21 protein-coding genes and 2 pseudogenes are annotated in these 25,835 nt (G+C 51.1%); 12 read left to right on the top strand and 11 right to left on the bottom strand.

Annotated elements, in window-relative coordinates; all coding sequences use genetic code 11:
• The first annotated feature begins 100 nt into the window (after positions 1 to 100).
• A complete protein-coding gene (locus HUN05_21570; protein ID WDP87392.1) occupies positions 101 to 766 on the top strand; it encodes an NAD(P)/FAD-dependent oxidoreductase in 666 nt (221 codons plus the stop codon).
• Here HUN05_21570 and HUN05_21565 read toward each other — a convergent pair.
• Positions 763 to 1,380, bottom strand: a complete 618-nt coding sequence (locus HUN05_21565; GenBank protein ID WDP87391.1) for a GAF domain-containing protein — start codon at positions 1,378 to 1,380, stop codon at positions 763 to 765. The two genes, HUN05_21570 and HUN05_21565, sit on opposite strands and share 4 nt — an antisense overlap.
• Before the next feature lie 309 nt (positions 1,381 to 1,689).
• Between HUN05_21565 and HUN05_21560 the strand changes: the two are divergent.
• The 4 genes and pseudogenes from HUN05_21560 (at position 1,690) to HUN05_21545 (ending at position 5,456) form a co-directional block, all read left to right on the top strand.
• Positions 1,690 to 2,645: pseudogene (locus HUN05_21560) on the top strand (DUF362 domain-containing protein).
• A 16-nt stretch (positions 2,646 to 2,661) separates the two neighbouring features.
• Complete coding sequence (locus HUN05_21555) at positions 2,662 to 4,236, top strand: 4Fe-4S binding protein (GenBank protein ID WDP87390.1); 1,575 nt, start codon at positions 2,662 to 2,664, stop codon at positions 4,234 to 4,236.
• 87 nt (positions 4,237 to 4,323) lie between these two features.
• Positions 4,324 to 4,710, top strand: coding sequence for a CbiX/SirB N-terminal domain-containing protein (locus HUN05_21550; protein ID WDP87389.1), 387 nt, complete (start codon positions 4,324 to 4,326; stop codon positions 4,708 to 4,710).
• On the top strand, positions 4,707 to 5,456 hold the full coding sequence (locus HUN05_21545; protein ID WDP87388.1) for a glutamine amidotransferase: 750 nt from the start codon (positions 4,707 to 4,709) through the stop codon (positions 5,454 to 5,456). The genes HUN05_21550 and HUN05_21545 overlap by 4 nt, the downstream gene beginning before the upstream one ends.
• Here HUN05_21545 and HUN05_21540 read toward each other — a convergent pair.
• The 10 genes from HUN05_21540 to HUN05_21495 all read right to left on the bottom strand — a co-directional run bounded on the left by HUN05_21540 (position 5,429) and on the right by HUN05_21495 (position 12,472).
• Positions 5,429 to 6,169, bottom strand: a complete 741-nt coding sequence (locus HUN05_21540; protein WDP87387.1) for a DUF547 domain-containing protein — start codon at positions 6,167 to 6,169, stop codon at positions 5,429 to 5,431. The genes HUN05_21545 and HUN05_21540 overlap by 28 nt on opposite strands.
• A 78-nt stretch (positions 6,170 to 6,247) precedes the next feature.
• A complete protein-coding gene (locus tag HUN05_21535; protein ID WDP88181.1) occupies positions 6,248 to 7,063 on the bottom strand; it encodes a protein phosphatase 2C domain-containing protein in 816 nt (271 codons plus the stop codon).
• 95 nt (positions 7,064 to 7,158) lie between these two features.
• Entirely contained in the window at positions 7,159 to 8,274 is a 1,116-nt protein-coding gene (locus HUN05_21530) for an RNA methyltransferase (GenBank protein WDP87386.1), read from the bottom strand.
• Between the two features lie 88 nt (positions 8,275 to 8,362).
• Positions 8,363 to 8,884: a PocR ligand-binding domain-containing protein gene (locus HUN05_21525; protein ID WDP87385.1), complete on the bottom strand. Its 522-nt coding sequence runs from the start codon at positions 8,882 to 8,884 to the stop codon at positions 8,363 to 8,365.
• 158 nt (positions 8,885 to 9,042) lie between these two features.
• The gene (locus tag HUN05_21520; protein ID WDP87384.1) at positions 9,043 to 9,297 is read right to left on the bottom strand and encodes a zinc ribbon domain-containing protein; all 255 of its coding nucleotides are present in this window, start codon (positions 9,295 to 9,297) and stop codon (positions 9,043 to 9,045) included.
• A 188-nt stretch (positions 9,298 to 9,485) separates the two neighbouring features.
• Entirely contained in the window at positions 9,486 to 9,845 is a 360-nt protein-coding gene (locus HUN05_21515; protein WDP87383.1) for a NifB/NifX family molybdenum-iron cluster-binding protein, read from the bottom strand.
• Positions 9,846 to 9,870: 25 nt separating this feature from the next.
• On the bottom strand, positions 9,871 to 10,248 hold the full coding sequence (locus HUN05_21510; protein ID WDP87382.1) for a NifB/NifX family molybdenum-iron cluster-binding protein: 378 nt from the start codon (positions 10,246 to 10,248) through the stop codon (positions 9,871 to 9,873).
• Positions 10,249 to 10,297: 49 nt separating this feature from the next.
• Positions 10,298 to 11,197: a P-loop NTPase gene (locus HUN05_21505; protein ID WDP87381.1), complete on the bottom strand. Its 900-nt coding sequence runs from the start codon at positions 11,195 to 11,197 to the stop codon at positions 10,298 to 10,300.
• Entirely contained in the window at positions 11,197 to 12,057 is an 861-nt protein-coding gene (locus HUN05_21500) for a P-loop NTPase (GenBank protein ID WDP87380.1), read from the bottom strand. Before HUN05_21500 ends, HUN05_21505 begins: the two co-directional genes overlap by 1 nt.
• Positions 12,058 to 12,088: 31 nt before the next feature.
• Positions 12,089 to 12,472 carry a hypothetical protein gene (locus HUN05_21495; protein WDP87379.1) on the bottom strand — a complete coding sequence of 128 codons (384 nt, stop codon included), beginning with the start codon at positions 12,470 to 12,472 and terminating at the stop codon, positions 12,089 to 12,091.
• A 362-nt stretch (positions 12,473 to 12,834) separates the two neighbouring features.
• On the opposite strand from HUN05_21495, the gene HUN05_21490 reads away from it, so the two are divergent.
• The 7 genes and pseudogenes from HUN05_21490 (at position 12,835) to HUN05_21460 (ending at position 25,814) form a co-directional block, all read left to right on the top strand.
• Positions 12,835 to 14,223, top strand: a complete 1,389-nt coding sequence (locus tag HUN05_21490; GenBank protein WDP87378.1) for a sigma 54-interacting transcriptional regulator — start codon at positions 12,835 to 12,837, stop codon at positions 14,221 to 14,223.
• Between the two features lie 135 nt (positions 14,224 to 14,358).
• Positions 14,359 to 14,995: pseudogene (locus HUN05_21485) on the top strand (P-loop NTPase).
• Between the two features lie 492 nt (positions 14,996 to 15,487).
• Positions 15,488 to 17,221, top strand: coding sequence for a response regulator (locus HUN05_21480; protein WDP87377.1), 1,734 nt, complete (start codon positions 15,488 to 15,490; stop codon positions 17,219 to 17,221).
• Positions 17,214 to 20,642, top strand: coding sequence for an FAD-dependent oxidoreductase (locus tag HUN05_21475; protein WDP87376.1), 3,429 nt, complete (start codon positions 17,214 to 17,216; stop codon positions 20,640 to 20,642). Before HUN05_21480 ends, HUN05_21475 begins: the two co-directional genes overlap by 8 nt.
• A 15-nt stretch (positions 20,643 to 20,657) precedes the next feature.
• A complete protein-coding gene (locus HUN05_21470) occupies positions 20,658 to 21,083 on the top strand; it encodes a hydrogenase iron-sulfur subunit (GenBank protein ID WDP87375.1) in 426 nt (141 codons plus the stop codon).
• A 29-nt stretch (positions 21,084 to 21,112) separates the two neighbouring features.
• A complete protein-coding gene (locus tag HUN05_21465) occupies positions 21,113 to 22,234 on the top strand; it encodes a formate dehydrogenase (protein WDP87374.1) in 1,122 nt (373 codons plus the stop codon).
• Between the two features lie 124 nt (positions 22,235 to 22,358).
• Complete coding sequence (locus HUN05_21460; GenBank protein ID WDP87373.1) at positions 22,359 to 25,814, top strand: response regulator; 3,456 nt, start codon at positions 22,359 to 22,361, stop codon at positions 25,812 to 25,814.
• Positions 25,815 to 25,835 lie beyond the last annotated feature (21 nt).

Here is a 25,835-nt window from a genome sequence, read left to right as displayed (position 1 = left end):
GGAAGGCAAGGATGGCATTGACATCTGTTTTTATCAATAATACAAGCATAGGATAACAGGATGAAGAACCTGAAATAAAGAGAATTTCAAGGAGAACATAATGCTTAAGGATGGAGAAAAAGGGGTGATTCGTCAGCGGGGGAAAAATGATCCCTCCTATGCCATTGCCCCGCATATGCCCTGCGGTGTGGTAAAACCTGATACCCTTCGTACCCTGGCTGATGTGGCAGATAAATACAAGGTCTCTGAATTAAAAATTACCAGTGCCGCCAGAATTGCCATCATCGGTATTGAAGAAGACCAGGTGGACGGGGTATGGAAGGATCTTGGCATGGATCCGGGGCATGCCACAGGGCTTTGTGTGAGAAGCATCAAGGTCTGCCCGGGCATCCAGTACTGCCGGCTGGCAAACCAGGACAGCCTTGAAATGGGAATGGCACTTGACCAGATTTACCACGGCATGAACCTGCCCAGCAAGATGAAGATGGGGGTCTCTGGATGCAAGATTCAGTGCGCTGAAAATTGTATCAAGGATATTTCCCTCTACGGCACCCCAAAAGGCTGGACCGTGATGATCGGGGGAAACGGATCAGCACGGCCCAGGCTGGCAGATATTCTGGTTGAAAACCTCAGTGACCCGGATGCCCAGAACATGGTGGCAAAGGTGGTCGCGTATTACAAGGAACACTCAAAGCGCGAACGCACGGGCCGGATGATCGACCGCATGGGGCTTGATACGGTAAAACAGGCCCTGCTGGCCTCTTAATAGTCACATATGGACTGGTCCACAGAGGTGGGCACCCCTTCGTAGGGTGTCCATTTGTGGGATTTGTAAGAATCGTCTTTTCTCATGTTTTTAAGGATTTCAATACTGGTTTTGAAGCCTTTGTACATCCGGCACATGTCCATGGCCATCCCGCAGATCAGGGCCACGGCCTGGACCAGGGTGATGTCATTAAAAGAAAATTCCCAGGGGTCTGAGGTGTAGACCCTCAAGGCGCCCAGGATTTTGTTGTGACTGATAATGGGAACCCCCAACAATGAGGAAATCCCTTCTTTTTGAGCGGCTTCGGGATATTCAATCCTCGGGTCGTCAAACACATCATAAATGGCAATGGGGACCGCGTCCCTGGCCTCTTTGATGGTCTGCATAAAATGAATCGGGCCCTTGTCCAGGTATTCCCGGCTCAGACCGGATGAGGCCACAAGGCCAAGTTCCCGCGTTGTTTTGTCCACCAGAAAGACAGAACATCCCTTTGCCCTGAATGCGGTTTTAACACTTTCCGCAGTTATTAAAGCCACTTCCTCGGGATCCTTACACTGGGATATGGCAGTGGTCAGTTTGATGATGGTGTCGTAATACATGGTGTGATTCTCCATTTTTGCCTCCTTTGATTTGTAATTATAAGGACGGCATTCAGGCAGTTATCTGCCTGGAATGCAAAAAACCCCTTATGGGAGGTGCAGAAAACAAATCCAGGAACTAAACTCAGAAGCAAAATCGATATGCCAGGTCAGAACGACGCTGTTGAAAAGAGTGTGATTTAAACGCATTTTTACTATATAGTATCCAGGGGCTGGCGTCAAAGCCTTTTCATTAATTTGTTCGGTACAGGGTTGACTCGATTCTGTATATTGGCTGGCCATTAAATGGTTTTAATCCTTTGGTTCAAAAGGAGGACCTTTGCCATGAAAAAACGGACCAAAACCAATCCAGACAGGCAGGATTCATCCAGGCGGCGATTTTTAAAACAGGTCTCTTTGTGGTCTGCCGGCCTGATCCTGGGACCCCCTGTTTTTGATATCAGGGAAACGGGTGTCGCCCAACCTGGTGTCTCCAAACTTTGGGTGGCCAGGGGCCGAGACGTTTCAGCCATGACCCGGGCATTGGTCACCCGGGCCGGGGGCATGGAATCCTTTGTAAAACAAGGTGACACCGTGGTGGTAAAACCCAATATCGGCTGGGACAGAACCGTGGAACAGGGGGCCAACACCCATCCGGTGATCGTGGCTGAACTTGCCCTCATGGCTGTGGAGGCAGGGGCCTTGAAGGTAAAGGTCTTTGACAGAACCTGCAATGAAGAGCGCAGGTGCTACCAGAACTCCGGGATTAAACCGGCCCTTGAAGTTCTGGGGGAAAAAAGATTCAATGCCGGTATATGGATGAACGAAAATATCTGCCCGTTCAGATCAAAAAGGGTCATTCCCTAAAGGAATGGTCCTTTTACAGGGACGCCCTTGAGGCAGATGTTTATATTAATGTGCCGGTGGCCAAACACCACAGCAGCGCAGGCCTTAGTATCGGGCTCAAAAACGCCATGGGCGTGATCGGAGGACCACGGGGGCGTCTGCACTATGATTTGGCCGCAAGGATAGCTGATTTGAATCTGGTGATCCAGCCTGATTTTACCCTGGTGGACGCCACCCGGGTGATTGTCCGGAACGGGCCTTCAGGAGGGAGCCTTTAGGATGTTAAAGCCATGGACACCACGGTCCTGGGCTTGGATCCCGTGGCTGTGGACGGCTATGCCACCACCTTGTTCGGCATGGCGCCTGAAGATCTTGAATCCACGGTAAAGGGGGCCGCTCTCGGTCTTGGGCAAATGAACCCGGACCAATGGAAGGTCATGGCGGTTGAGACATGAGTTCTTTGGATTGGCCATGAAAAAAAAATATTGGAAGCGGCTGAGACAAACAAGCCAACTGGCCTGCCTCTTTGTTTTTTTAATGCTCTTTAGGCTTACGGAATATTCAGGTTCAGATAAGATTGATCTGGCCGTTAACCTCTGGTTCAGGCTGGACCCTTTGGTGGGCGTCTGTGTAACCCTGGCCACCCGGACCCTGATTGTTCTGCTCTGGCCCTGTGTTCTGGTTCTGGGCCTGACCATGGTTTTTGGCCGCTGGTTTTGCGGCTGGGTTTGCCCTTTGGGCACCCTGACGGATATTGCGGCCCGGGTGATCCGCCCCAAATATTCGCCCATGGCCTTTTCAGCCTGGCGGCACCTGAAGTACGGAATCCTTATCTTTTTGGTTCTTTCCTCTGTTTTTTCCGTTCAGTTTCTGGGTTTTTTTGACCCTTTTGCCCTCCTGGTCCGGGCCATGGCATTCAGTCTGGACCCTGTGTTTAATTTTCTTGTGACCAGTGGATTTAACCAAATTTATTTGTCCGGGCCGGCCTGGCTCTCTCAGCTGACTGAGCCTGTTTTTGATCTGTTCAAGGCCTATCTTTTGCCCCATAAACAATCTTTTTATTATCTCTCTCTGGTCTCCTTTTGTCTTTTGGCAGGAATTTTGGGTTTGGAGTTTTTGGGCCGGCGGTTCTGGTGCAGAACAATCTGCCCCTTGGGCGCACTTTTAGGTCTGGCCGCCTCCACATCGATTTTAAAACGGATGCCCCCAAAAACGTGCAAAGGGTGCGGCCTTTGCAACACCCTTTGTCCCATGGGTTCCTTTGACAAAGAAAATCAGTTTCTGGGCCAAGAATGTCATTTGTACACCAATTGTCTTGCCTATTGCCCCCAGCAAATCACAAGGTTCCGGCTTGGACCGGCTCGGCCGGTGGATTTGTCCCGGCGGAAAATTCTGGGCGCCGCCGTGATGGGGGTGACCGTTCCTGTGATGACAAGGCTTGGGGCAGGCCCTGGAAAATCAGATCTGATCCGGCCCCCCGGGGCCCTGGATGAGAGGGATTTTCTGGCTGTCTGTGTCAGGTGCGGAGAATGCATGAAGGTTTGCATTACCCAGGGGCTTCAGCCCTTAGGGCTTGATACGGGGCTTGATGCCATGTTTACTCCGGTGCTGGTGCCAAGGATTGGCCATTGCGAGTTCAATTGTACCCTGTGTTCCTCTGTCTGTCCTACCCAGGCCATTAAAGGGCTGTCCCGGCCTGAAAAACAGGCCCATGTCATGGGCAAGGCTTTTTTTGATAAAAACCGCTGCCTTCCCTGGGTTGACGGCCAGGATTGTCTTGTCTGTGAAGAGCATTGTCCCACCCACAACAAAGCCATTCTGTTTAAAGCGGTTCAGATTGCGGCAAGATCAGGGCAGACCCGTAAGCTCAAGCAGCCCTATGTGATAGCGGATCGCTGCATTGGGTGCGGGATCTGTGAACATGTCTGTCCTGTGCCCGGAGAGGCTGCCATACGGGTGAGGGGCAGGAACACTTCGGGGGGCAGAAGGGCAATCCAGGGCTCAGAATCTGATGGCGGATACCCCCCGGGACCATCCCTGTATTGAGCAATAAATTTTTTTCCCGGCCTGGCTTGCCAAATGCGGTTGGGGTGTTATTCTAATTAAATTGGTTTACTATTATGGAGAATGATATTGAAAGTCCTTGTTGTGGCCGCCCATGGCAGCCGGAAAAAAGAGTCAGTTGCAGAAGTGGCCGCCTTTGTCGAAAAATTGGCTGCCAAGGCCTCACCTTTGTTTGACCGGGTGGTGCACGGTTTTTTACAATTTTCCGATCCCCTGCTGCCCGAGGTGATAGAGACCCAGGTCTCCTGTGGGGCCAGCCAGATTGTGGTTTTTCCCTTTTTTATTTCAGCGGGCAGCCATATTCTCAACGATATGCCCGAGCTGGTCAACGCCGTGGCTCAGGCCTATCCCGAGGTTGATTTCTGCCTGACCCGCCATTTGGGGGCCATGGCCTCTGTTGAGGATCTGATTCTGGACGAAATGGTCTCCTACCTGGATAAAGGAACAGCCAAATGAGCGTAAAGTCAAATTTGCTGGTGGTCAAGGCCGGGGACAGCTTTCCTGATCTGGTCAAGGCGTATGGGGACTTTGAAGACTGGATCATCAAGGGGCTTGGCCAGGACAGGGACCGGATCCAGGTGGTTAACGCAGAAAAGTCTCATCCCCTGCCTGATCCTGAGACCATTGCAGGGGCGGTTATCTCAGGGGCCCATGCCATGGTTACCCAGGACCTGGATTGGAGCCTTGCCCTGGAGGCCTGGACCCGGGAAATGGTGGCGGCCAGGGTTCCGCTGCTGGGTATTTGTTACGGCCACCAGATTATTGCCAAAGCCATGGGCGGCAGGGTGGATTTCCATCCCCGGGGCAGTGAGGTCGGCACCAGACGGATCCATTGTCTGCCTGCTGCAAAAAAAGATGTCCTGTTCAGGGAGTTGCCTGAAAATTTCATGGTTCATCTTTTTCATTCCCAATCCGTGACTCATTTGCCGGCCGCAGCCGAGGTCCTGGCCAAAAATGATTTTGACCCATACCAGGCCTTTTGCATCAAAAAAACGGCCTGGGGAGTTCAATTTCATCCCGAGGCAGATGCCGCAGTGACCCGGGGATATATTGAAAATTTAACACCCGATCTGGAAAAAGAGGGTCAGAACCCGAACCAATTGATTGACACCCTTGGACAAACCCCCTATGCCGCTGCCCTGCTCAAGCGTTTCGGGGACCTTGTCATGGACGATCAATGCCGGTTGAGGGTCCAGTCATAGTAAAGGTAGGAGATTTTGATTTTGCTGCCTGCCCGGTCCAGTTCTGATTTAAGGGGCTCTTGGGCAAATCTGCGGACAAATCCCAGCACATTATTGTTGAAATCCGTTTCAAACCAGTCAAAGAGTTTACTCAGATACAGGGTATTGTCTTTGACAAAAGTGGTTTTAGGCGTGTTGATAAAGGTTTGGGTGACAAGGTCAAGCTGGGTGTGAATCTCATCCCCTTCAAAGGGCCGGTTGAACAGGGGCGGGCAGCTTTTGGATGCGCAATTAATGGCAAAATGGATCCTGGGATCCTTGAATTCGGGTCTTAGCACCTTGTGCTCAATATGGTCCAGGGAGACGGTCCAGCCGTTGATGGGAATGAATTTTTTGCTCCAGGGACTTGAAAAAAAAGAAGAGATCTCCTTGATGGAGTTGATTTCGGGGTAGCGTGTCAGAACCAGCTTGATGGTAAAGGCATTGTAGGTGTTGATATAAAAGGCCAGTTCATGGTCCGGGTCCAGGGCTTTTGGATCAACCGCACTTAAGACGGCAAGGTATTGATCTAATAGGGCCTCATCTTTTTTAAACCCGTCATAGTCGACCCGGTTGTTTTTAACGTGGTGGCTCAACAAGGTTTCGTAAATTTGATTGTCCACCCCCAGGGCCAGGCCTGGGTCCTGGCCACCGATAAAAATCACCATGAACAAGAATATTATTTTTAATTTCATTGCCTTCTCCCTTTTTCTTTCTAACATGGGAAAGGGTGAATTAAAATGAATTTTATATTTGGATTCCGGCGCCGGCCTTTATTCAAGGTCAATTGAAATGGCGGCAATATCGTCGTGGCATTTGAACCTGGGAAATTTGTGGCGGTTGGGGTCCTGTTTTTCAATGGTTCTGATTTTTTTGTGCAGCCCTTTGAGTCCCAGTTGCCTGAAATCTTCGGCCAGATCGTCAAAGTTTTTTTTGGGTTTGGGCAATGGATTGGGCAGGGCCAGTCCGTCGGTGAACAATAAAATGGTCTTTACCCGGTCAAGGCAGGCCGTGCCGCTCAGGGTAAATTCCATGGCCTTGGGATCTCCGTTGAGTACCCCGTATCGTTTATTCATAAGGGACCTGACCTTGAGCACCTGGGTTTTGAGTGTCGGGTTGGACAGGCTCTTGTCATCTGAGTTTTTAAGCATCACAAGGGTGGGGTAATCATGGTCCGGGCGGTCTGCCAGCACCTCCATGGTTCCGTCTTTGCCGAGAAGCAGGATCTGGGCATCTCCGGTCTGGAACCATTCCAGGGTGTTGTTTTTCAGCCTGACCACAGCGGCACTGGTGCTCCAGAATTGTTCGGGCTGGTCCAGGTTCACCCCTGAATCCATCATCCGGTTGAAAATGGCTTGGTTTGCGGATTGGCCCAGGCAGGTCAGGGGATGATGGTTTCGGGCAAATACATCCCTTGCAATGCTGGCGGCCTGACTGCCTCCGGTTTTCCGGTCTGCCCGGCTCTTGGAAGACAATTCCGGATCAAGACTTGTGGCGCCGTCAAAGACCCCGAACAGGTTTTCACCCATGACCAGACGGTCTTCATTTATTTTGCCGGATCCTTTTTCCAATATGTGGTCAACTTTAATCATCGGGACAAAATATAGGAAACCTGTGCTTTAAATCAAAATGAAAATTTGAATGGCCGCGGCAGTTTGTATAGATATTTTCTATAGGAAATTTTTTAGGGGATTTTTCCTATGCCCGCATAAAGATCCAAACCGCCGTGGAAAATGGGCATGGGAGTCAGGGGAAGATTTAAGGCCGCAGCCGAATGCCTGTCCGGCAGGATAATGCCGGCCCGCCATCCTGAAAAATCTTTGGCCAGTTTCTGCCCGATTTCTTTGAAAAAAAGTTTCATGTCAAGGCCTTTGCATAGCCTGCGGCCATAGGGCGGGTTTAGAACCACCACGCCTTTGCCTCTCTTAGTTTTGGGCGGGATGATCTGGAAAAAATCCTGCGGTGCAGCCTGGATTCTTTCCAGGGCCTTGTGGGTGTGAGCTACGGCGTTTAAATTCTCAACAGCTGTTCGATCAATGTCTGAGGCAAAGATACTCGGGCCGTCGGTCAGGATGATCTTGTGTTTAATCTTTGATAAAACATGGGCAAACCCCTTGGGGCCAAACCCGGGCCAGGCCTCAAAGGCAAAATGCCGGAAAAACCCCGGGGGCAGGGCCGATTGAATCATGGCTCCTTCCAGGGAAAAGGTGCCTGATCCGCACATGGGATCCACTAGAATATCATCCCGGGAAAAATCCAAGGCCTTTAAAACGGCAAAGGCCAGGGTTTCCCGCAACGGGGCCTGGACCACCCTTTGTTTGATTCCCCGTTTGAACAAGGGGATGCCTGACATGTCCAGGGAAAGTTCAAACCGATCATGGTCCGCCCTGATCATCAGGGTCTGGGAATAAGGCGCTTTTGGGGTTTGGTTGCCTGAAATCCGGTCCAGAATCAAGGGCAGGCACCGATCTGCAATGGCATCAGAATGAAACAGTCTTGATTTTTTTGTGGAGACCTTTATGTCCAGACGGGTATGTTCGGGCAGGAACAGCTCCCAGTCAACGGCCTTGATTTTTTTTTCTATAAGGGAAAACTGGTCTGCCTTGAAGCTGGCCACCCGCATGAGGATCCGGGTGGGGCTGCCGAGGAAAAGATTGGCCAGACAGGCGGTGGACAACCGGGTGACAAAAGAGATTCCCCCGGGAACCAGGCTGGTGTTTGAGATGTCTGCACCCGCGGGTAAGAGCGGTTCAAGTCTTTGGGGCAACGCTGCCAATTCCTTTTGGCAGACCCCCCTCATCCTTGGGGGGCATACGGCGAAAAATTCATGATCCCGGCCAGATACCCTCCGTTTTACCCGCTTTTCAAAGGCAGTTGCCGCGTTTTTTTTAATTGGAAGGGCGTCCTTTGTCAGATTCTGACAGGATAAGGGTCAGCTGGCTTTCTATAAAATCACCCGCCGCTGTCATCTCTTCTTTTGAAATTGTGGGCATATCCTTTGCCAGGTCCTCTACTTTTGCCTCGTCCATTTCCGTTATTTTGGTCACGGCAAAGGTATCAACCTCTCCGTCCTGAGCAACCAGGCCGCAGCCTCCGGCCACCCCTAAAAATTCATCTCCAAGGTAGATGGGGATCACGATCTTGGAAAATCCGGCATCACATTCTTCAACCACCTGGACCTTTGTCTTTTTGGCAATGGCCGTCATGTTCATATGGGCCATGGAACAGATATAGCTCTGGCCTTTTTCCGTGGCCTTGATGGCAGGGCAAAGGGTATTGCTCCAGTTTTTGACCTCGGTTATCCGTATGCCTGAAGGGTTGAATACAGAGCCTTGGAAGTTGAATTTTTCAAAAATGTCGTTTTCTAATTTTTCCCATCTGGACAGAGAGCAGATATCTGTTAATTCCATGTACATTTCCCCTTTTTAGGTTTGGCTGGGCCCCTGGCCCAAGCCAAAATTTTTATCCGCTATTCATGCCGTTACTTTAGCACGGCATTAAAAATTTAGTCAACAAGAGTGCCGTTCTCATTTCGGCTGGTTCAACAGGGGGGGGAGTTTAATACGAATTAAAACGTTTTTCCGCAACAGGAGCCTGGACCTGCACATCCTGATTTTTCCCCCGGGGCAGAGCCGCAGCAGGTGGTATCATTGGGACCCGGAAATTTAGATCTGCTGGTTCCGGACATACTGGAGTGGGCTGCCATAAGTTTTTTTAAGTTGCTGCTTCCGCAATGGGTGCATACGGGACTATCCTTCTGGGAAACCAAAAGAATTTCACAGGTTTTGCTGCAGTCAAGACATTGAAAATCATACAAAGGCATGGAACCTCCTTAAACACGTATAGGATAAAGCCCTGTACTGATGACACCTTTTTTAATGAGACGGGTGTAAGATAGGGGTAAAAAGGTGCCACCAGAACAGGGCTCTATCAAGGTGTGCAATTTTGAATCAAACAATTAAGCGTTCGCTCCCAAAGGGGTTGACTCTGTGCCCCTTGAGGTGGGTTGTCTTACCAGTGACCCTCTGCGTTGGCTTGGTCGGCATATTCAAATTTGTCTGCTTTAAAGTCTTCAATGACCTCTCTGATCGTTCCCTTTGCATCATTGGCCACTTTTACCTCTGCAGCTGCCAGGGTTTTATAGGCATTGGGTCCGCAAAAACCGGTGAGCAGCACTTTTGCACCATGGTCGCTGATGGATGCTGCCGCCTGGATACCGGCACCTTTGAAGGCATTTTTATTCTCTTCATTGTCTATGACTTCAAATTCGAGGCTTTCGGTATCCACCACAATGATATAGGCGGCCCGTCCAAACCTGGGGTCTACCTGGGCGTCCAGGTCCTGGCCCTGGGATGTGATAGCTATTTTCATTTTTATATCCTAAGTGCAGAAGAGTTTATTGACCGCCGCCGCAGACCTGGTCATTACGGATTTCAGTGAGCTTGCCCTGGATCAGGTCCATGACCACAGGCTCGATGTCCGGGCGCTGGTCATCGTGGAATACATCAATGCCGACCTGGCGGAATCCCATGAGGGGACGCATGCCGATACCGCCCACGATCAGAGCGTTGACCCGGTGTTCGGCCAGCAGGTTGACAGGAACCATGCAACCGCCCTGTACGTGCTCTTGGTTGGGCAGGGTGGTGACTTTTTCAATTTCTCCATCTTTGACATCCACGAATGTAAATACATCGCAGTGTCCGAAATGGCCTGCCCGGGTTCCGTTAAGGCCCCCTTCTCCGTTTGAGGGGATTGCAATTCTACCGTTTTCCATAGTGAGATAAACTCCTTGTTCTGTATATTAAACTTAAGGTTTTAAAGGATCAGCAAAGCCGGTCCAGCGTCATGGCCGGATTTGCAATCACCCTCTTCCATATTTCTTTGATGGCCGTTCCGGCCGGTGAGTCTCCATGGGTCTCCACAATGGATTTCCCCTGGATCATGGCCTGGGTAAATGCCGGGTCAAAGGGGATTCTTCCCACCATTTCCAGATTTTTTTCTTTGGCAATGGCTTCAATGGCGTCTGCCTGGTCCGGATTCAGGTCATATTTGTTCACGCAGACCATGGCTGCAATTTTAAAATGAGCGGCCAGTTGAGCCACCCGCTCCATGTCATGAATGCCCGATACCGTGGGCTCTGCCACGATCAAAACGGCATTGGCATGTCCGATGGAGGCAATGACAGGGCAGCCGATGCCGGGAGGGCCGTCTGTGAGCAGCAGGTCTAAATGCTGTTTCATTACCCTTTTTCTGGCCTCGTCCCTGACCAGGGCCACCAGGCGTCCGGAATTTTCTTCTGCAATGCCTAAACGGGCGTGAATCATATCCCCGAACCGGGTCTTTGAATCAAACCACTGGCCGCAGATCTTGGTGGGAAAATCAATGGCCTTTTCAGGACAGAGGTCCACACAGACCCCGCAGCCTTCACAGTCGATGGGATCAACGGTAAAGACCTCTTCGCCAGGCACCTGGCTTACGGCATCAAACCTGCAAAGCTCAAGGCAGAGACCGCATCCGACACAGGCCTCAGGATTGATGATGGCCTCATTTCCCCCTGAAAAATCATGGGTTTCCTGGATATCAGGTGACATGATCAAATGAAGATCGGCTGCGTCCACATCTGCATCACAGAGCATCATATTCTGGGCAAGACTGGCAAATGCCGCTGTTACACTTGTTTTACCGGTACCGCCCTTTCCACTTAAAATAACAAGTTCTTTCATCAGGCAGCCCTCCCTTCACTTAACAACGCTTTGATCTTTTCATACAAGGAGACGAACTTTTCCTTGTATTCCGGCAGGGCGTCTACCAATAATTGCCCCTTTGAATAGGCCACGGCAATTTTTTTATCAAACGGGATTTCCATGATAATGGGCAGGTTTTCCTTGGCCGCATACTCTTTTACATCGTCGTTGCCCATGCCGGCCCGGTTAATGACAAGGCCGTGGGGAATTTTCAAGAGTTTAACCGCTTCCACGGCTAAAATCAGGTCGTGGAGCCCGAAAGGGGTGGGCTCTGTGACCAGAACCACAAAATCAGTTCCCTTCATGGAGGCAATGACCGGACAGGAGGTGCCCGGGGGGGCATCAATAATGGTCAGGCACGTATCGGCCTGATGGGTTCTGACCTGTTTGATCACAGGGGGGGCCATGACCTGGCCGATATCTAAAAGGCCCCTGCCGAATTTTACCTGGTCCAAAGGGTCAAGCACCCCGGTTTCCACAAATCCCAGGGACCGGTCTGCCTCTTTAATGGCTTTTTCAGGGCAGACAATGGCGCATCCGCCGCAGGAGTGGCAAAGTTCGGGAAAGGTAACAACTTTTTTGCCGGCCACGGCAATGGCGCCGAACCTGCATATTTCCATGCATTTTTTACAATAGGTACAAAGCGACTCGTCAACTTCGGGCACCGGAGCATTGACCTTGTCTTTGGCCGTGATATTGGGGTTTAAAAAAAGATGGGCATTGGGTTCTTCCACGTCACAGTCTAACAGGGTCAGTTCCCGGTCAAGGCTGGCAGTTAAATTTGTGGCCACCGTGGTTTTTCCCGTTCCCCCTTTTCCGCTGGCTATGCTGATAATCATGGGGTGATTCTCCTTGGCAAAGATGTCATCATCAGCTCAGAGCCCCGATTTTGTCTAAGTGGGCCTCAAGGTCTCGGGCATCAGCCTCTTTTGGGTGTTGCGGGATCTGCATGAGTACCCCGTATCCTTCAAAGGTATCGTGAAATTCTTTTTTTTCCATGGTACCGGCCACAACGCAATTGGTCATGGGGCTTTGGGCGATAACGGCTTCAACCAGGGGTCTTGAACCCATATCCGGCAGGGTCTGATCCATGATCACCAGGTCTATCCATTCTCCCTTGGGGGTATTCGAAAGCAGGGACAACAGATCTTTACCGGTTCCGCTCCACTCAGCACGCATATTTTTCCTGGTCAGCATCTGTTCAACAACTGCAAATTGATCTTTATCCCTGCTTACGAACACAACTCGTTTCATCTGATGGATCTCCACATCATGTATTTATATTTATTTAGGGAAAATCAACTTTGTTTGATCTTCCGGGAATCTAAAGCAAAGCAAAGCCTGTGCCATAACAAAAATATTTAAACTTTATTTTTTAAACACTTGAAATTAAAGCATAATATGCTTGATCTTTTCCTGGGGTATACCGCGAGGTCAAGGGTCTGGAAGCAAAAAAGCGACCCCGCATTGCAGTTGCATTGGCGGGGGCGCAATCTTAAGACCGTTTTAAAATTTACTACGGACAGGTCAGTAGATAAATAAAAAGATCCTGATTCATCCACTTGATTTGACCGCTAGGGTATGGGATAAGGGGGTATTCAAAAAGGCGGGGGAATATGTCATATCTGGATGTGGATCTTATGGATCCAAAGACATTTGAGATCATTATTGACAGTATATCCGACGGTGTGTTCACCGTTGATCATGAATGGCGGATCATGACCTTTAACAAGGCTGCGGAGTCCATTACCGGCATTCCAAGGCAAAAGGCCATCGGCCGACCCTGCCATCAAATCTTTCGTTCCAATATGTGCAAGGATAATTGTGCTCTGAAAAAGACAATGAAAGAGGGCCGGCCCTTTTCCATCACCTCCGCCTATATCATCAGTGCCGATCAAAAAAAAATACCCATCAGCCTTTCCACCTCCTTATTAAAGGACAGCCAGGGGCGTGTTAAGGGGGGGGTGGAAATTTTCAGGGATTACAGTCAGATAGAAGAGCTGCGCAAGCATATTTACGAAGATTACAAAATGGGGGATATCATTGCCAACAGTGCCGCCATGATCAAGATCTTCCAGCTTCTACCCCAGATTGCCCAGAGCGACTCCACCGTATTGATATCCGGTGAGACCGGTACGGGAAAAGGCCTGCTGGCCCGGGCCATTCACAATTTAAGCGCCCGGAAAAAAGGACCCTATTGGGCGCTCAACTGCGGTGCTCTGCCAGACACCCTTTTGGAATCAGAACTCTTTGGGTACAAGGCCGGTGCCTTTACCCATGCCGTAAAGGACAAGCCTGGATTTTTTGCCCTGGCTGACCAGGGCTCTATTTTGCTCGATGAAATCGGGGACACCAGTCCGGCCTTCCAGGTCAGACTGCTCAAGGTGATTGAAACCAAAGAGTTTCAGCCTCTGGGCGGCATTAAAAAAGAAAAATCCGATGTCCGGATCATTGCCGCCACCAACAAAGATCTTTCAACCCTTGTTATGGATGAAAAATTCAGGCAGGATCTTTTTTACAGGATCAATGTGGTGGACATCCATCTGCCTCCCCTTCGCCAGCGCATGGAAGATCTGCCCCTTTTAACGGATCATTTCATCCACAAGCTTAACCGTATCCGGGGCAAAAGGGTCCGGGGGATCAGCCAGGATGCCCTGGCCATTCTCATGACCCATGAATTCCCCGGCAATGTCAGGGAGTTGGAAAATATTATCGAACATGCCTTTGTCCTCTGCGATCAGGGCAACATTCTTCCGGATCACCTGCCTGCCCACCTGGTCCGGCATTCCAGGAAAGCCCTGGATCATCTGGCCTCAAAAGACCCCCTGAAAGCAGCCGAGGTGGAAGTGATACTGGCGGTGCTCCAGAAAAATCACTATGACCGCCAGGCCGCCGCCCGGGACCTGGGTATCCATAAGACCACCCTGTTCAGAAAAATTGAAAAACTGGGCATTGTCCTTCCCAAAATCGATGGCCGTCACCGTCGAAAAACAGATCTTATCTAATTTCCTAAATCTTTGGCATGCTCCTTGCTTATACTTTTTCGGGTTTGTTTTGTACATCACCTGCCGGGTTCCGGGACCCGGCGATTCTGATATGAATATGCAAATGATTGCCCGGAGACCATCAAGGAGAGTGTCATGAAAGTAAAACCTAAAAATAAAATCATGGGGCATGCGCCCAAACCGGATTCTGATCCCCTTGTCCAAAAGGCCTTAAGTAAAATCAAACATAAGTTTATGGTCATGAGCGGCAAAGGCGGGGTGGGAAAATCCAGCGTATCGGTCAACCTTGCCACAGCCCTGGCCACCATGGGATTTAATGTGGGGCTTATGGATATCGACATACACGGACCGGATATCCCCAGAATGCTTGGCCTTGAAGAGCGGCTTGAGGTCAATGAAGACAAAAAGATCACCCCAGCTCATCAAAGATGCCAGAGCCATCATTGTGACCACCCCACAGGAAGTGGCCCTGGCTGATGTGAGAAAATCCATCCGGTTCTGTCATCAGGTCAAAATGGATATTTTCGGTTTGGTTGAAAATATGAGCGGATATACCTGTCCCACCTGCGGAGATGTGCTGGATATTTTCGGGAGCGGAGGGGGAATGCGCACCGCCGAGAGTGAGGGGATTGATTTTCTGGGCAAGATCCCTCTGGATCCGGCCCTGGTGACCATGGAGGATAAAGGACGGTCTATCCAGGCAGAAATTCCGTCTTCACCCGTGTCAAAGGCCTTTAAATCCCTGGCCAAAAAGGTCGCAGCCCTTTCTTGATTCGAGCCTGTCTTTAGGTATTCGACCGTTGCCCTGGGACCTGGTCATCTCCAGGTCCCTTTTTCTTCATGCACATGGGACACCTGACCCCGAATATGTCATAACCTGAAGGTCAGAAACTGATAAGTTGATAAAATCTGATAATAAATTTTAAATACAGCAGGTTATAATCGTTTGCCAAATTAATTTTAAGGTGGAAATTGTCATCCTTCGGGCGAACCGATTTTACCTCATCTGCGTGGTTGTTGACCGTTTAAGGCTTCACGGCCTGACGCCTTGTAGCTAAAGCAAAATCCATTCGTGAAATATGCGGACTAACTTAGCCAAATTGCAAATTTATAAGATTGCAAATTTGCAACACTATGCTTTTAGCCCTTTTTTTGATGTTTTAGTTTTTTTATTGATACCAGTAGCTTAAGTCAAAGCACCTCGTTTTTCAGCCCCTGGCACACTGCTTGCTCTGAAATAGATAATACGCCAAGGAGGTGCCCCATGCCCACTGTTTTTGATTTACCATCAAAAAGGCAGGCCAAACGGACCACCAATGTATTGCTGGATGCCAGGTCGGATTGGAAGGTACTGCTCATAGATGATGAACCCGATATCCGGGAGATCATGAATTTAAGCCTCACCGATGCCGGCTATGAGGTGATTTGTGCTTCCAATGGTACCCAGGGCCTGGAGCTTCTCTGCGCCCACCGTCCCCAGATTCTCATCACCGACATCAAAATGCCCGGGCTTAGCGGGCTTGAGGTCCTTGAAAAAACAAAGGCCCTTTATCCTGAAACCGAGGTGATCGTCACCACGGGATTTGCCGATCTTGAGAAGGCCACCATTGCCCTTCAGCAGGACGCCTCTGATTTTATCACAAAGCCTGTGGATGATGCCAGGCTTCACCTGGCTTTGGAACGGGCAATGGGCAGATACCAGGATAAAAAAGCCCTTTCAGATTATACCTGCCTTCTTGAAAAGGAAAATTTAAAAACTTCTGCAGAGCTGATCCAAAATGTAAATTACCAGCGCCGTCTCATTGAAAATTCAATGGACGGGATTTTGGGATGCAACAAGAATGACCAAGTCATAACCTACAATAATGCCATGGAATCTCTTCTGGGCTATCCTAAATCCCAGGTGATTCACACCCGAAAACTGGCCGATTTTTTTGTTCACAATGATTTTATGGCTTTAAAACAGAATTTGGTGCGCCAGGGGTACGGGGGAAAAGACCGGCTCTTTCTTTATGAGACCATGATGAAAGGAAAAGAGCAGGAGCGGATTCCGGTGCAGATTTCAGGGTCTCTTGTGATCCAGGAGGGCCAGACCCGGGGCCTGGTCCTTTTTATCCGGGATCTCCAGAAAATCCGGGATTTGGAACAGACCATTCAGGGCCAGGAAAAGGTGCTCCACCAGGAAAAGATGATGTCTTTAGGGCGATTGTCCGCCAGCATTGTCCATGAGATCAACAATCCTTTGTCCGGGATTTTAAACTATATCCGGCTGATGATCCGGCTTGTGGACCAGGGGCCTTTAACTTTGGAGAATCAGAACCGGTTCAGGGATTACCTTGAAATGGTTGACCGGGAAACCTATCGGTGCTCCGAACTTGTGTCAGGCCTGCTCAAATTTTCCAGAAAATCAAAACTGGAGTTTTCCAGCGTGGATGTGGCAGAACTCGTCCAATACAGCCTGATGCTGTGCAACCATAAGATTGAACTGAGTAATATTGATCTTAAATCCTCCTATGATTCTGACCTGCCAAGGGTATACGGCGATTTTAATCAGCTTCAGCAATGTGTGATTAATCTGGTGTTCAACGCCATTTCCGCCATAGACGCCGTGGCCCTAAGCCCGGGAAGATCCGGCCGGAAAGAATCAGCTTCGGAAGACTCCGGGCAGATTGCCGGCCACATCCGGGTGGATGCCCTCTACGATACTGAACTAAACCGGGTATCTCTTCGGGTGAGGGACGACGGCAAGGGGATTTCTTCTTCTGACCTTCCCTATATATTTGAACCTTTTTTTACCACCAAAAACCAGGGCTATGGGGTGGGCTTAGGCCTGTCCACAGCCTACGGCATCATAGAGCGGCACAAGGGAACCATTGAGGTGGAAAGCCTGGAAGGAAAGGGCACCTGTTTTCAGATCAAGCTGCCGCCCATTGAAACAGACCGGGAAAATGGAACAGACCGTGAAAATGATAACCCAAGGGAGGGAAAATATGACTGACCAGCCGGATGGATTGCGGATCGGGGTGTATATCTGTCACTGCGGGGTGAATATCGCAGGCCGTGTGGATGTCTCTGCAGTTCAGGCATATGCCCAGACCCTTGACCACGTGGCCGTGGCCAGGGATTATAAGTTCATGTGTTCGGAGCCGGGCCAGGCCATGATTGAATCCGATATCAGCAACTACCGGCTCAACCGGGTGGTGGTGGCCTCCTGTTCTCCCAGGCTTCACGGGAACACCTTTATGGCGGTTTGTGAGCGGTCAGGCCTCAACCCCTATTATTTTCAGATGGCATCGGTAAGGGAGCAGGTCTCCTGGGTCACTGAAGATACGGACCAGGCCACGACCAAGGCCAAATACCTGGTCACGGCAGCCGTCCACCGGGTAAAGTTTCACACCCCCTTGATTGCAGGCATGTCCAAGGTCCATCCTGAAATGGCCGTGATCGGCGGGGGCATTGCCGGGATGCAGGCGGCCATAGACATGGGCAATGCCGGGTACCATGTTTATCTCATTGAAAAAGATACCACCATTGGCGGGCATATGCTCCAGTTTGACAAGACCTTTCCCACCCTGGACTGTGCCGCCTGTATCGGCACCCCTAAAATGGTGGAGGTGGCCCAGAATCCCAATATTGAACTTTTGTCCATGAGCCAGGTCACCCAGGTCTCAGGATTTGTGGGTAATTTTACCCTGGAGGTCACAAGGTCTCCACGGTATGTGAACGAGTCCTTGTGCACAGGGTGCGGGGAATGCGCCAAGGTGTGTCCTGTCTCCATTCCCAATGCCTGGGACATGGGCATGGCCCAGCGCAAGGCCATTGGCAGGTCTTTTCCCCAGGCCATTCCCATTACCTATAATATAGAAAAGGCAGACCGGGCCCCCTGCGTGACCGCCTGTCCTGCCGGGATCAATGTCCAGGGATATATCCAGCTCATCAATCAGAAAAAATATACCCGGGCCCTTGAACTGATCATGGAACGAGCCCCCCTTCCCGGGGTGCTGGGCCGGGTCTGTCCCCATCCCTGCGAAGGATGCTGCCGGCGCAAAGAGGTGGACCAGCCTTTGGCCATCCGTCAGCTTAAACGCTTTGCAGCCGACATGGCAGATCCTTTGCCGGTTCCTGAAATTTGCGACAGAGAGGAAAAGGTGGCCGTGGTCGGTGCAGGTCCTGCCGGATTGACGGCCGCCTATTATCTGAGACTTGAGGGATACCAGGTGAGTCTTTTTGATTCTCAAAAAAAGCCCGGGGGCATGCTCAGGACCGGGATACCCGATTACAGGCTTCCGCCTGAAATTCTGGACAAAGAGATCGATTATATTTTTGCCCATGGCATTGAGTTTGTCCCCAACTCACGACTGGGAAGGGATATCAATTTAGATTCCCTTAAATCCCGGGGATTTGACGCTGTTTTCCTGGGCCTGGGGGCCCAGGCACCGCTCAAGCTCAACATTCAGGGTGAAGACGAGTTTAAAGGTGCCATGGATGCCCTGTCTTTTTTAAGGGATATCAACCTTGGGCGTGATACGGGCTGCGAAAAAAAGGTGGTGGTGGTGGGCGGCGGCAATGTGGCCATTGACGCGGCACGATCTGCCCGGCGGATCAAAGGGTGCCAGGTCACCCTGGTCTATCGCCGAACCCAGAATGAGATGCCGGCCTATGAAGAGGAAATTGTCCAGGCCGTTGAAGAGGGGATTGTGCTGGAATGCCTGACCAACCCGGTCAGGCTTGAAGGGGAAAATGAGCGGGTGTCAAGTCTTGTCTGTTCCAGAAACCAGCTGGGAGAACCTGATGAATCCGGCAGGTGCCGGCCGGTGATAATTGAAAACAGTGAGTTTGCCATGGACTGTGATACCTTTATTTCAGCCATCGGCCAATACCCTGATCTTGAAGGCCTTGAAACAAAAGACCTTGAAATTGATGCTAAAAACCTGGTCTCTGTCTGTCCTGACACCTTGGAAATATCTCAGCCGTTGATTTTTTTAGGCGGGGATATGGTGTTGGGGCCTGCCACGGTTGTGGAGGCCATTGCCCAGGGCAGAAGGGCGGCCGGCCATATCCATGAACGGCTTGCCCAAAAAAAGGCGGGTGAGGATTTTGAATCCAGGGATTCATTGTTTGAGACTTTAGCTCCCCAGGTCCCTGAATACGGCCCCATTCCAAAAAATATCCAGGTCCTGGAAAGGGCCAAGACGGATCATGAATCTGTCCGGACAAGGGTGGCAGATTTTTGTGAGGTTGAGGCAGGGTTTGGTCAGGACCAGGCCCTGGCAGAGGCCGGCCGGTGCCTGAACTGCGGGATCTGCTGTGAATGCATGGCCTGTGCAGATGCCTGCGAGGCCAATGCCATTGATCATTCCATGACACCTGAACACCGCTCTCTTACGGTGGGGTCCATTATCATGGCAACCGGGTACGACACGCTTGATCCGTCAGTCATGCCCCAGTACGGGTATGGAAAGTATCCCAATGTCTTTACCTCCCTAGAGTTTGAGCGGCTTTCCAATGCCACCGGACCCACAGGGGGGCAGATCCTCATGCGGGATAAGGAGGGCGGTTTTCTCACACCGCCCCAAAGCGTGGCCATTGTCCATTGTATCGGGTCCAGGGATGTGAACCACCATGAGTATTGTTCCAGGGTTTGCTGCATGTATGCCCTTAAATATACCCATCTGATCAAGGAAAAGGTGGGCCATGATACCCAGGTATTTGATTTTTATATTGATATGCGCTGTTTCGGGGAAGGGTATGAAGAGTTTTATCGCCGGTGCCAGGAAGAGGGCACCATCTTTATCCGGGGAAAAGTGGCCAGCGTATCTGACCGGGCCCAGGCACCTGAGGAAGAGGGCAAGCTTGTGGCTGTTGCCGAAGACACTCTCATATCAAAAGTGATCCGGGTGCCTGTGGACATGGTGATTCTCTGCACGGCCATGGAGGCAAGATCCGATGCCGAGGCATTTGGGCGGATCATGGGCGTAAACCAGGGCGCAGACGGATTCTTTTTAGAGGAACATCCAAAGCTTGCACCTGTGAACACAGCGACTGACGGCCTGTTTTTAAGCGGGTGCTGCCAAAAGCCCATGGATATACCGGACACGGTCTCCCAGGCCTCGGGTGCCGCTGCCAAGGCATTGGCTCTGGCGGCAAAAGGAGAGGTTCAAATTTCTCCCACCACCTCATACATTGACCCGGACATTTGTGCCGGGTGCCAGACCTGTATCAATTTGTGTCCCTATTCGGCCATTGATTTTGACTATCGCCTTAATGTGGCTGTGGTGAATACGACATTGTGCAAAGGATGCGGGAGCTGTTCAGGGTTTTGTCCCTCAGGCGCTGCCACAAGCCGTCATTTTATGAAAAAACAGATGTTTGCCGAAATCAGCGGGGTCCTTGCCCCGACCATCATGGCCAACCCTTAGACCTAAGGAGGAAGAATGGAAAATTATGAACCGGTCATTATTGCTTTTGTCTGCAATTGGTGCACCTATACGGCTGCGGATCTGGCCGGAACTTCACGGCTGACCTATCCTGAAAACGTTCGTTTGGTCAGGGTGATGTGCACGGGGATGGTGGATTCTCAATATGTGATCAAGGCCTTTCTTGAAGGTGCGGATGCCGTGGTGGTATCCGGCTGCCACCCAGGAGACTGCCACTATATTAACGGAAATTTCAAGGCCAGAAGGCGGATGAAACTGCTCAAGGAGATCCTTCCTAAATTCGGCATTGACAGGGAACGGATTCGCCTGACCTGGATCGGGGCCAGTGACGGGATTGAATTTGCAAAAATCATGACCCGGTTCACGGATCAGATCAGGGAACTTGGCCCTTGCCAGTCGCCCAGGCAAAAAAGAGTATCCTAAGATCAATTATTATCAAAAAGGGGTGACCCATGATAGCAAGTATTGAACCGTCTAAAAAGGGCATGGAAGCGGATCTTAAAATCCTGATGAAAACCATGATGGAAAAGAAAATTGTGGATGCCCTGGTTCTTCCGGTGAGGCAGCCGGACAAGATCTCTGTGATGCCGTCATTGATTGCATCGCCGGAAGAAATTGATGATGCGGTTTTTTTAAGCCCTTGTTTTTATATCAATGCGGCCCGGATGGTCTCAAGGCTTTCCTTTAAAAAAGCCGGGAAAAAGACGGCTGTGTGGCTTCGGCCCTGTGAAATTTCTGCCTTTATCGAACTTGAAAAACTGAACCAGGCCAGCCGGGAAGAGCTGATCATCATGGGTATGGACTGCCCCATGGCCCTGGAGCGCGACGCCTTTCAAACCTATATGAAAAATGGGGGGGCTAAAGAAAATGACTGGGCCGCCAGGGTCTTTGCCGATCCTTGCAATCCGGACCTTGCCCCTGCCCGGAGCTGTTCGGTCTGTACCTCCCCTCTGCCTGACCATGCGGACTTGGGATTCTTTTTTTACGCAAATTCAGGGGAAAAGGGCCTTGTGATTGAGGGCGCCACCCCAAAAGGCGAAGAGGTCCTGGAAAAATGTGCCTTAAAAGAGGCCAGTCTGCCCGGGGAAAGGGAACCCATGGTCGCTCAATTGATCAAAACCCGTGAGGCGGCCTTTGAATCCATGGCTGAAAAGGTGACCCAGGAGACAGACTCTCTGGACAAGCTTGGGCAGTTTTTCGGGGCTTGCATCAACTGCTACAATTGCTGCAATGTCTGTCCGGTCTGTTATTGCCGGGAATGCGTGTTCAACACGGATGTGTTTTCCCATGAGCCCATTCAATACCACCAATGGGCAGACAAGTGGGGGAAGATTAAGCTGCCGTCAGATACCCTGTTTTATCATCTTACCCGCCTTGCCCATATGAGCCATGCCTGTGTGGGCTGCGGTCAGTGCACCCAGGCATGTCCTGCCAATATCCCTGTGGCAACCTTATTCTCCACCGTGGCAAAGCAGGTTCAAAAGGCCTTTGATTATCATCCCGGAAGCGATGATCCACCTCCTTTTTCCGTGTTTAACGCCCAGGAGTATCCTGAAGTGGTCGGCATTCAATAACCGGCAGAGCCTATAGGGCAGAAACTGGCCACGCATGGTATTTACGTCTGGCCAAAATGAAAAACAAATCCCCATGATTTCAATAATTTGTCTGGGGGGTAAGTAAAATAACCATGGAGGTCCTATGAAAGACCAGATTGGAAAAACAATGGTTGTGGGGGCGGGCGTCAGCGGTATCCGGTCTGCCCTTGACTTGGCGCAGGCCGGATTTGACGTGATTCTGGTGGACCGTTCAGACCATGCGGGCGGACTGTTGACCCAGCTGGACTATCAATTTCCCACCTCCAGCTGCGGACTCTGCCGGATGCTGCCCATGACCGAGAGGGACAAGTCTTCCCAATACTGCCTGAGACGGGGGCTCGCCCATGAAAAACTTGAGGTTTGCCTCTCCTGTGATTTGATCTCCCTTCAAGGGGAGCCCGGCAATTTTACTGCGGCATTGAATTTGGGCGCCCTGTCCGTGGATCCTGGAAAATGCATGGGATGCGGTATTTGTGAGCAAGTCTGTCCCGTGGACATGGCCGACCCCTTTAACCAGGGGTTCACCCAATGCAAGGCCATACATCCGCCGTTGCCCCAGTCCTTTGCCAATGCCTGGACCATTGATGCTCGTGCCTGCACCCGGTGCGGGGCCTGTGAACAGGCCTGTCCTACCCAGGCCATTCATCTCATTGCCCCGGACAGGGCAGGGTTTAGAATCCTGGTGGTGGATGACGAGGCCATTGTCCGGGATTCAATGACAGAATGGCTCAGCCTTGAAGGGTATAATGTGCATAGTGCCGAGTCCGGACGCCAGGCCCTGGAATTGATGGAGAGCCTGGACTTTCAAATCATGCTCACGGATATCAAGATGCCGGGCATGGACGGGGTGGCGCTTCTTGGACATGCCCGGACAATGATGCCCGAACTTGTGGTGATCATGATGACGGCCTATGCAGAGGTGGATTCGGCGGTTACGGCAATGAAAGAGGGGGCTTTGGATTATGTGACCAAGCCCTTTGAACCGGAAAAGGTCATTGCCATGGTGGAAAAAGTCTATGAAAAGTTCAGAATGGCCCATGCATCCATACGAGAGGTCGATGCCGTGGTTTTGGCCATGGGTGCAGGGTTTTATTCTCCGGACCAGGATAAAAATATTTATGGATACAAGACTATCCCCGGGGTGGTGACAGCCATGGAGTTTGAAAGAAGCCTGAGTCATACCGGGCCTGAGGTTTTTCCTGCGGCCCGCCTTCCTGTCAAGCGGATTGCCTGGTTTCAATGCGTGGGCTCAAGAGACCGGGAAAATGGGTTTTGCTCCAGTGTCTGTTGTATGATTTCCATCAAGCAGGCCCTGCTGGCCTTCCAGAAAAATCCTGACCTTGAAACGGCTGATATTTTTTATATGGATTTGAGAACCTTTGGCAAAGACTTTGACACCTATAAGGAAACGGCCCTGGAGCAGGGGGTGGGGTTTATCCGGGCCCGGGTCCATTCTGTGGCACCTTGTCTGGAGGGCGACACCTGCGGCATCACCGTGCGTTATGCCGTATTGGACGGCCGGATCCTGGAAAAAGAGTTTGATATGGTGGTTTTGGCCAACGGCCAGAAGCAGGATTTTAGATCAAAGAAGATGATTGATGACTTAAGTCTTGAGACCAACCCATGGGGGTTTATTGACCCGCCCTGGTCTGAGCCGGACCATACCTCAAGGCCGGGAATTTTTTCCTGCGGCGGCCTTGCCGGGCTAAAGGATATTGAAACCAGTGTGACCCTGGGTTCTGCCGCTGCCATGTCTGCCATGGAAACCATGACCGGTGCCGGCAGGACAAGCAAAAAGGCAAAAGCCACCATTCATGATGATTCTTCGGTTCGGGCAGATGAGGGGCAATCCCCTATGAGCGGTGATTTTAAACGGTCGGCTCCCAAGATTTTTGTCCTGGTATGCCCCTGTACAAGGTTTTTAGGCAAAAATCTGGACAAGGATGAGATCCTGGCCAGGGTCAAAAAGGATACAGCCATTGACGCTGTTGAGATGATGGATGACCTTTGCAGTCCTGATGCCTGGGAAAAGGCCTTGTCCACTATTGAAAAAAGTTCGGCCAACCGTCTGGTGATTGGGGGGTGTCCTTTTTTGATTTCCAAGGAGCGACGGGCCATGGCAGGGCAGGCTGCAGGTCTGCCCTTACACCTGGTCAAAGGGCTGGACATTCTGGGCATGGCAGGCAGACTCGGCCCCACAAAAGAAAAGATTAAAGCCAATGAACTGGTTCAAAAATTAAACCCGGAGCTGGCCCGTGGGATCTGCCGTGTTAGTTCACAACTGAAATCCGCTGATCCGGTTTTAACCCCGGCCGATCCCTTTTTTGACCGGGCCCTTGTGGTCGGGGGGGGGATTGCAGGGCTGAGTTGCGCCAAGGCCATTGCAGACAGCGGATTCCATGTGGATCTGGTGGAAAAGAGCCCTCGTCTTGGGGGAAATTTGTCCTGGATCCGTCAGGCCCAGGGGGGAGACGATACCTCTCAGTTTTTAAATACCCTGGTTGAGGATTTAACCGCCCATGATCGGGTCAGCATTCATCTTTCCTCTCAAGTGACGGATAGTTCAGGTCTTTCAGGCCGATGGGTCACCATTGTCCAAGATGAAAACGAGACCCCGGTCCGGGTGGACCACGGGGTGACCATCCTTGCCACGGGCGGGCATGAGGCAGATCCTGTCCAAGAATACCCCGGGGATGTGTATACCCAGAAAGCGTTTGATCTGGGGGTGGAGGCCCAAACCATAGACCCTGAATCAATGGATTGTCTTGTGATGATTCAATGCCATGGGTGCAGACAAAAAGACAAAAATTATTGTTCAAGGGTCTGCTGCGCCCATTCCCTTGACCGGGCCCTGGACTTGAAGACGAAATTTTCTGATCTTCAAATTTATATTTTTTACAGGGACATGATGACCCCGGGGTTTTTGGAAGCCTATTATACCCGGGCCAGGGAAGCCGGGGTGGTATTTATTCCCTATGATAAAGAAACAGCCCCCCAAATTCTTGCCGATGACCAGGGCCTGCCCCGGGTGACCTGTCATGATCCCATCCTGGACAGGGATTTGGAGATTGATGCATCTGCCGTGGTCCTGGCCATAGGGGTGGTGCCCGAGCTGTCTTCTTCGCTGGCCCAGAGGTATACGGCCCAGAAGGATGAGTTTGGGTTTTTCAAGGCAGCAGATCCCAAATTTAGGCCCGTGGATGGGCTTCATCCCCGGGTGTTTGCCTGCGGTCTTTGTATCCGCCCTTGTTTTCTGGGTGAGGCCGTGGCCATGGCAAGGGCTGTGGCTGCAAGGGCCGTGGGGATCTTATCCGGATCTTCTGGCGGGGCTGCGGCAAGGGTTCGACAGGCCTATTGCAGTCTGTGTCTTGCCTGTATTTCGGCCTGCCCCTTTAATGCCAGGGCAGTGGATCCTGAAATCAAAAAAATTGTGGTGGATGCCGTGGCCTGCCAGGGATGCGGGATCTGTGCGGCCGTCTGCCCCAGCAAGGCTGCCCAGGTCGACGGAATTGAGGAACAGCATTATCTGAATGTAATTGACGGGGTCCTGACCCTGTAACCTGATAAAAAGGAGAACCCC

Origin of the sequence: Desulfobacter sp., assembly GCA_028768545.1 — a bacterium.
In the GTDB taxonomy this organism is placed as follows: domain Bacteria; phylum Desulfobacterota; class Desulfobacteria; order Desulfobacterales; family Desulfobacteraceae; genus Desulfobacter.
Note: the sequence above shows the minus strand (reverse complement) of the source record. Positions and strands in the feature narration are given on the sequence as shown.

What these genes read in the sequence shown, in the direction of transcription:
- HUN05_21570 (WDP87392.1), top strand. Translation starts at nt 101, where the DNA reads ATGCTTAAGGATGGAGAAAAAGGGGTGATTCGTCAGCGGGGGAAAAAT.
- HUN05_21565 (WDP87391.1), bottom strand. Translation starts at nt 1,380, where the DNA reads ATGGAGAATCACACCATGTATTACGACACCATCATCAAACTGACCACT.
- HUN05_21555 (WDP87390.1), top strand. Translation starts at nt 2,662, where the DNA reads ATGAAAAAAAAATATTGGAAGCGGCTGAGACAAACAAGCCAACTGGCC.
- HUN05_21545 (WDP87388.1), top strand. Translation starts at nt 4,707, where the DNA reads ATGAGCGTAAAGTCAAATTTGCTGGTGGTCAAGGCCGGGGACAGCTTT.
- HUN05_21540 (WDP87387.1), bottom strand. Translation starts at nt 6,169, where the DNA reads ATGAAATTAAAAATAATATTCTTGTTCATGGTGATTTTTATCGGTGGC.
- HUN05_21530 (WDP87386.1), bottom strand. Translation starts at nt 8,274, where the DNA reads ATGAGGGGGGTCTGCCAAAAGGAATTGGCAGCGTTGCCCCAAAGACTT.
- HUN05_21525 (WDP87385.1), bottom strand. Translation starts at nt 8,884, where the DNA reads ATGGAATTAACAGATATCTGCTCTCTGTCCAGATGGGAAAAATTAGAA.
- HUN05_21520 (WDP87384.1), bottom strand. Translation starts at nt 9,297, where the DNA reads ATGCCTTTGTATGATTTTCAATGTCTTGACTGCAGCAAAACCTGTGAA.
- HUN05_21515 (WDP87383.1), bottom strand. Translation starts at nt 9,845, where the DNA reads ATGAAAATAGCTATCACATCCCAGGGCCAGGACCTGGACGCCCAGGTA.
- HUN05_21510 (WDP87382.1), bottom strand. Translation starts at nt 10,248, where the DNA reads ATGGAAAACGGTAGAATTGCAATCCCCTCAAACGGAGAAGGGGGCCTT.
- HUN05_21505 (WDP87381.1), bottom strand. Translation starts at nt 11,197, where the DNA reads ATGAAAGAACTTGTTATTTTAAGTGGAAAGGGCGGTACCGGTAAAACA.
- HUN05_21500 (WDP87380.1), bottom strand. Translation starts at nt 12,057, where the DNA reads ATGATTATCAGCATAGCCAGCGGAAAAGGGGGAACGGGAAAAACCACG.
- HUN05_21495 (WDP87379.1), bottom strand. Translation starts at nt 12,472, where the DNA reads ATGAAACGAGTTGTGTTCGTAAGCAGGGATAAAGATCAATTTGCAGTT.
- HUN05_21490 (WDP87378.1), top strand. Translation starts at nt 12,835, where the DNA reads ATGTCATATCTGGATGTGGATCTTATGGATCCAAAGACATTTGAGATC.
- HUN05_21480 (WDP87377.1), top strand. Translation starts at nt 15,488, where the DNA reads ATGCCCACTGTTTTTGATTTACCATCAAAAAGGCAGGCCAAACGGACC.
- HUN05_21475 (WDP87376.1), top strand. Translation starts at nt 17,214, where the DNA reads ATGACTGACCAGCCGGATGGATTGCGGATCGGGGTGTATATCTGTCAC.
- HUN05_21470 (WDP87375.1), top strand. Translation starts at nt 20,658, where the DNA reads ATGGAAAATTATGAACCGGTCATTATTGCTTTTGTCTGCAATTGGTGC.
- HUN05_21465 (WDP87374.1), top strand. Translation starts at nt 21,113, where the DNA reads ATGATAGCAAGTATTGAACCGTCTAAAAAGGGCATGGAAGCGGATCTT.
- HUN05_21460 (WDP87373.1), top strand. Translation starts at nt 22,359, where the DNA reads ATGAAAGACCAGATTGGAAAAACAATGGTTGTGGGGGCGGGCGTCAGC.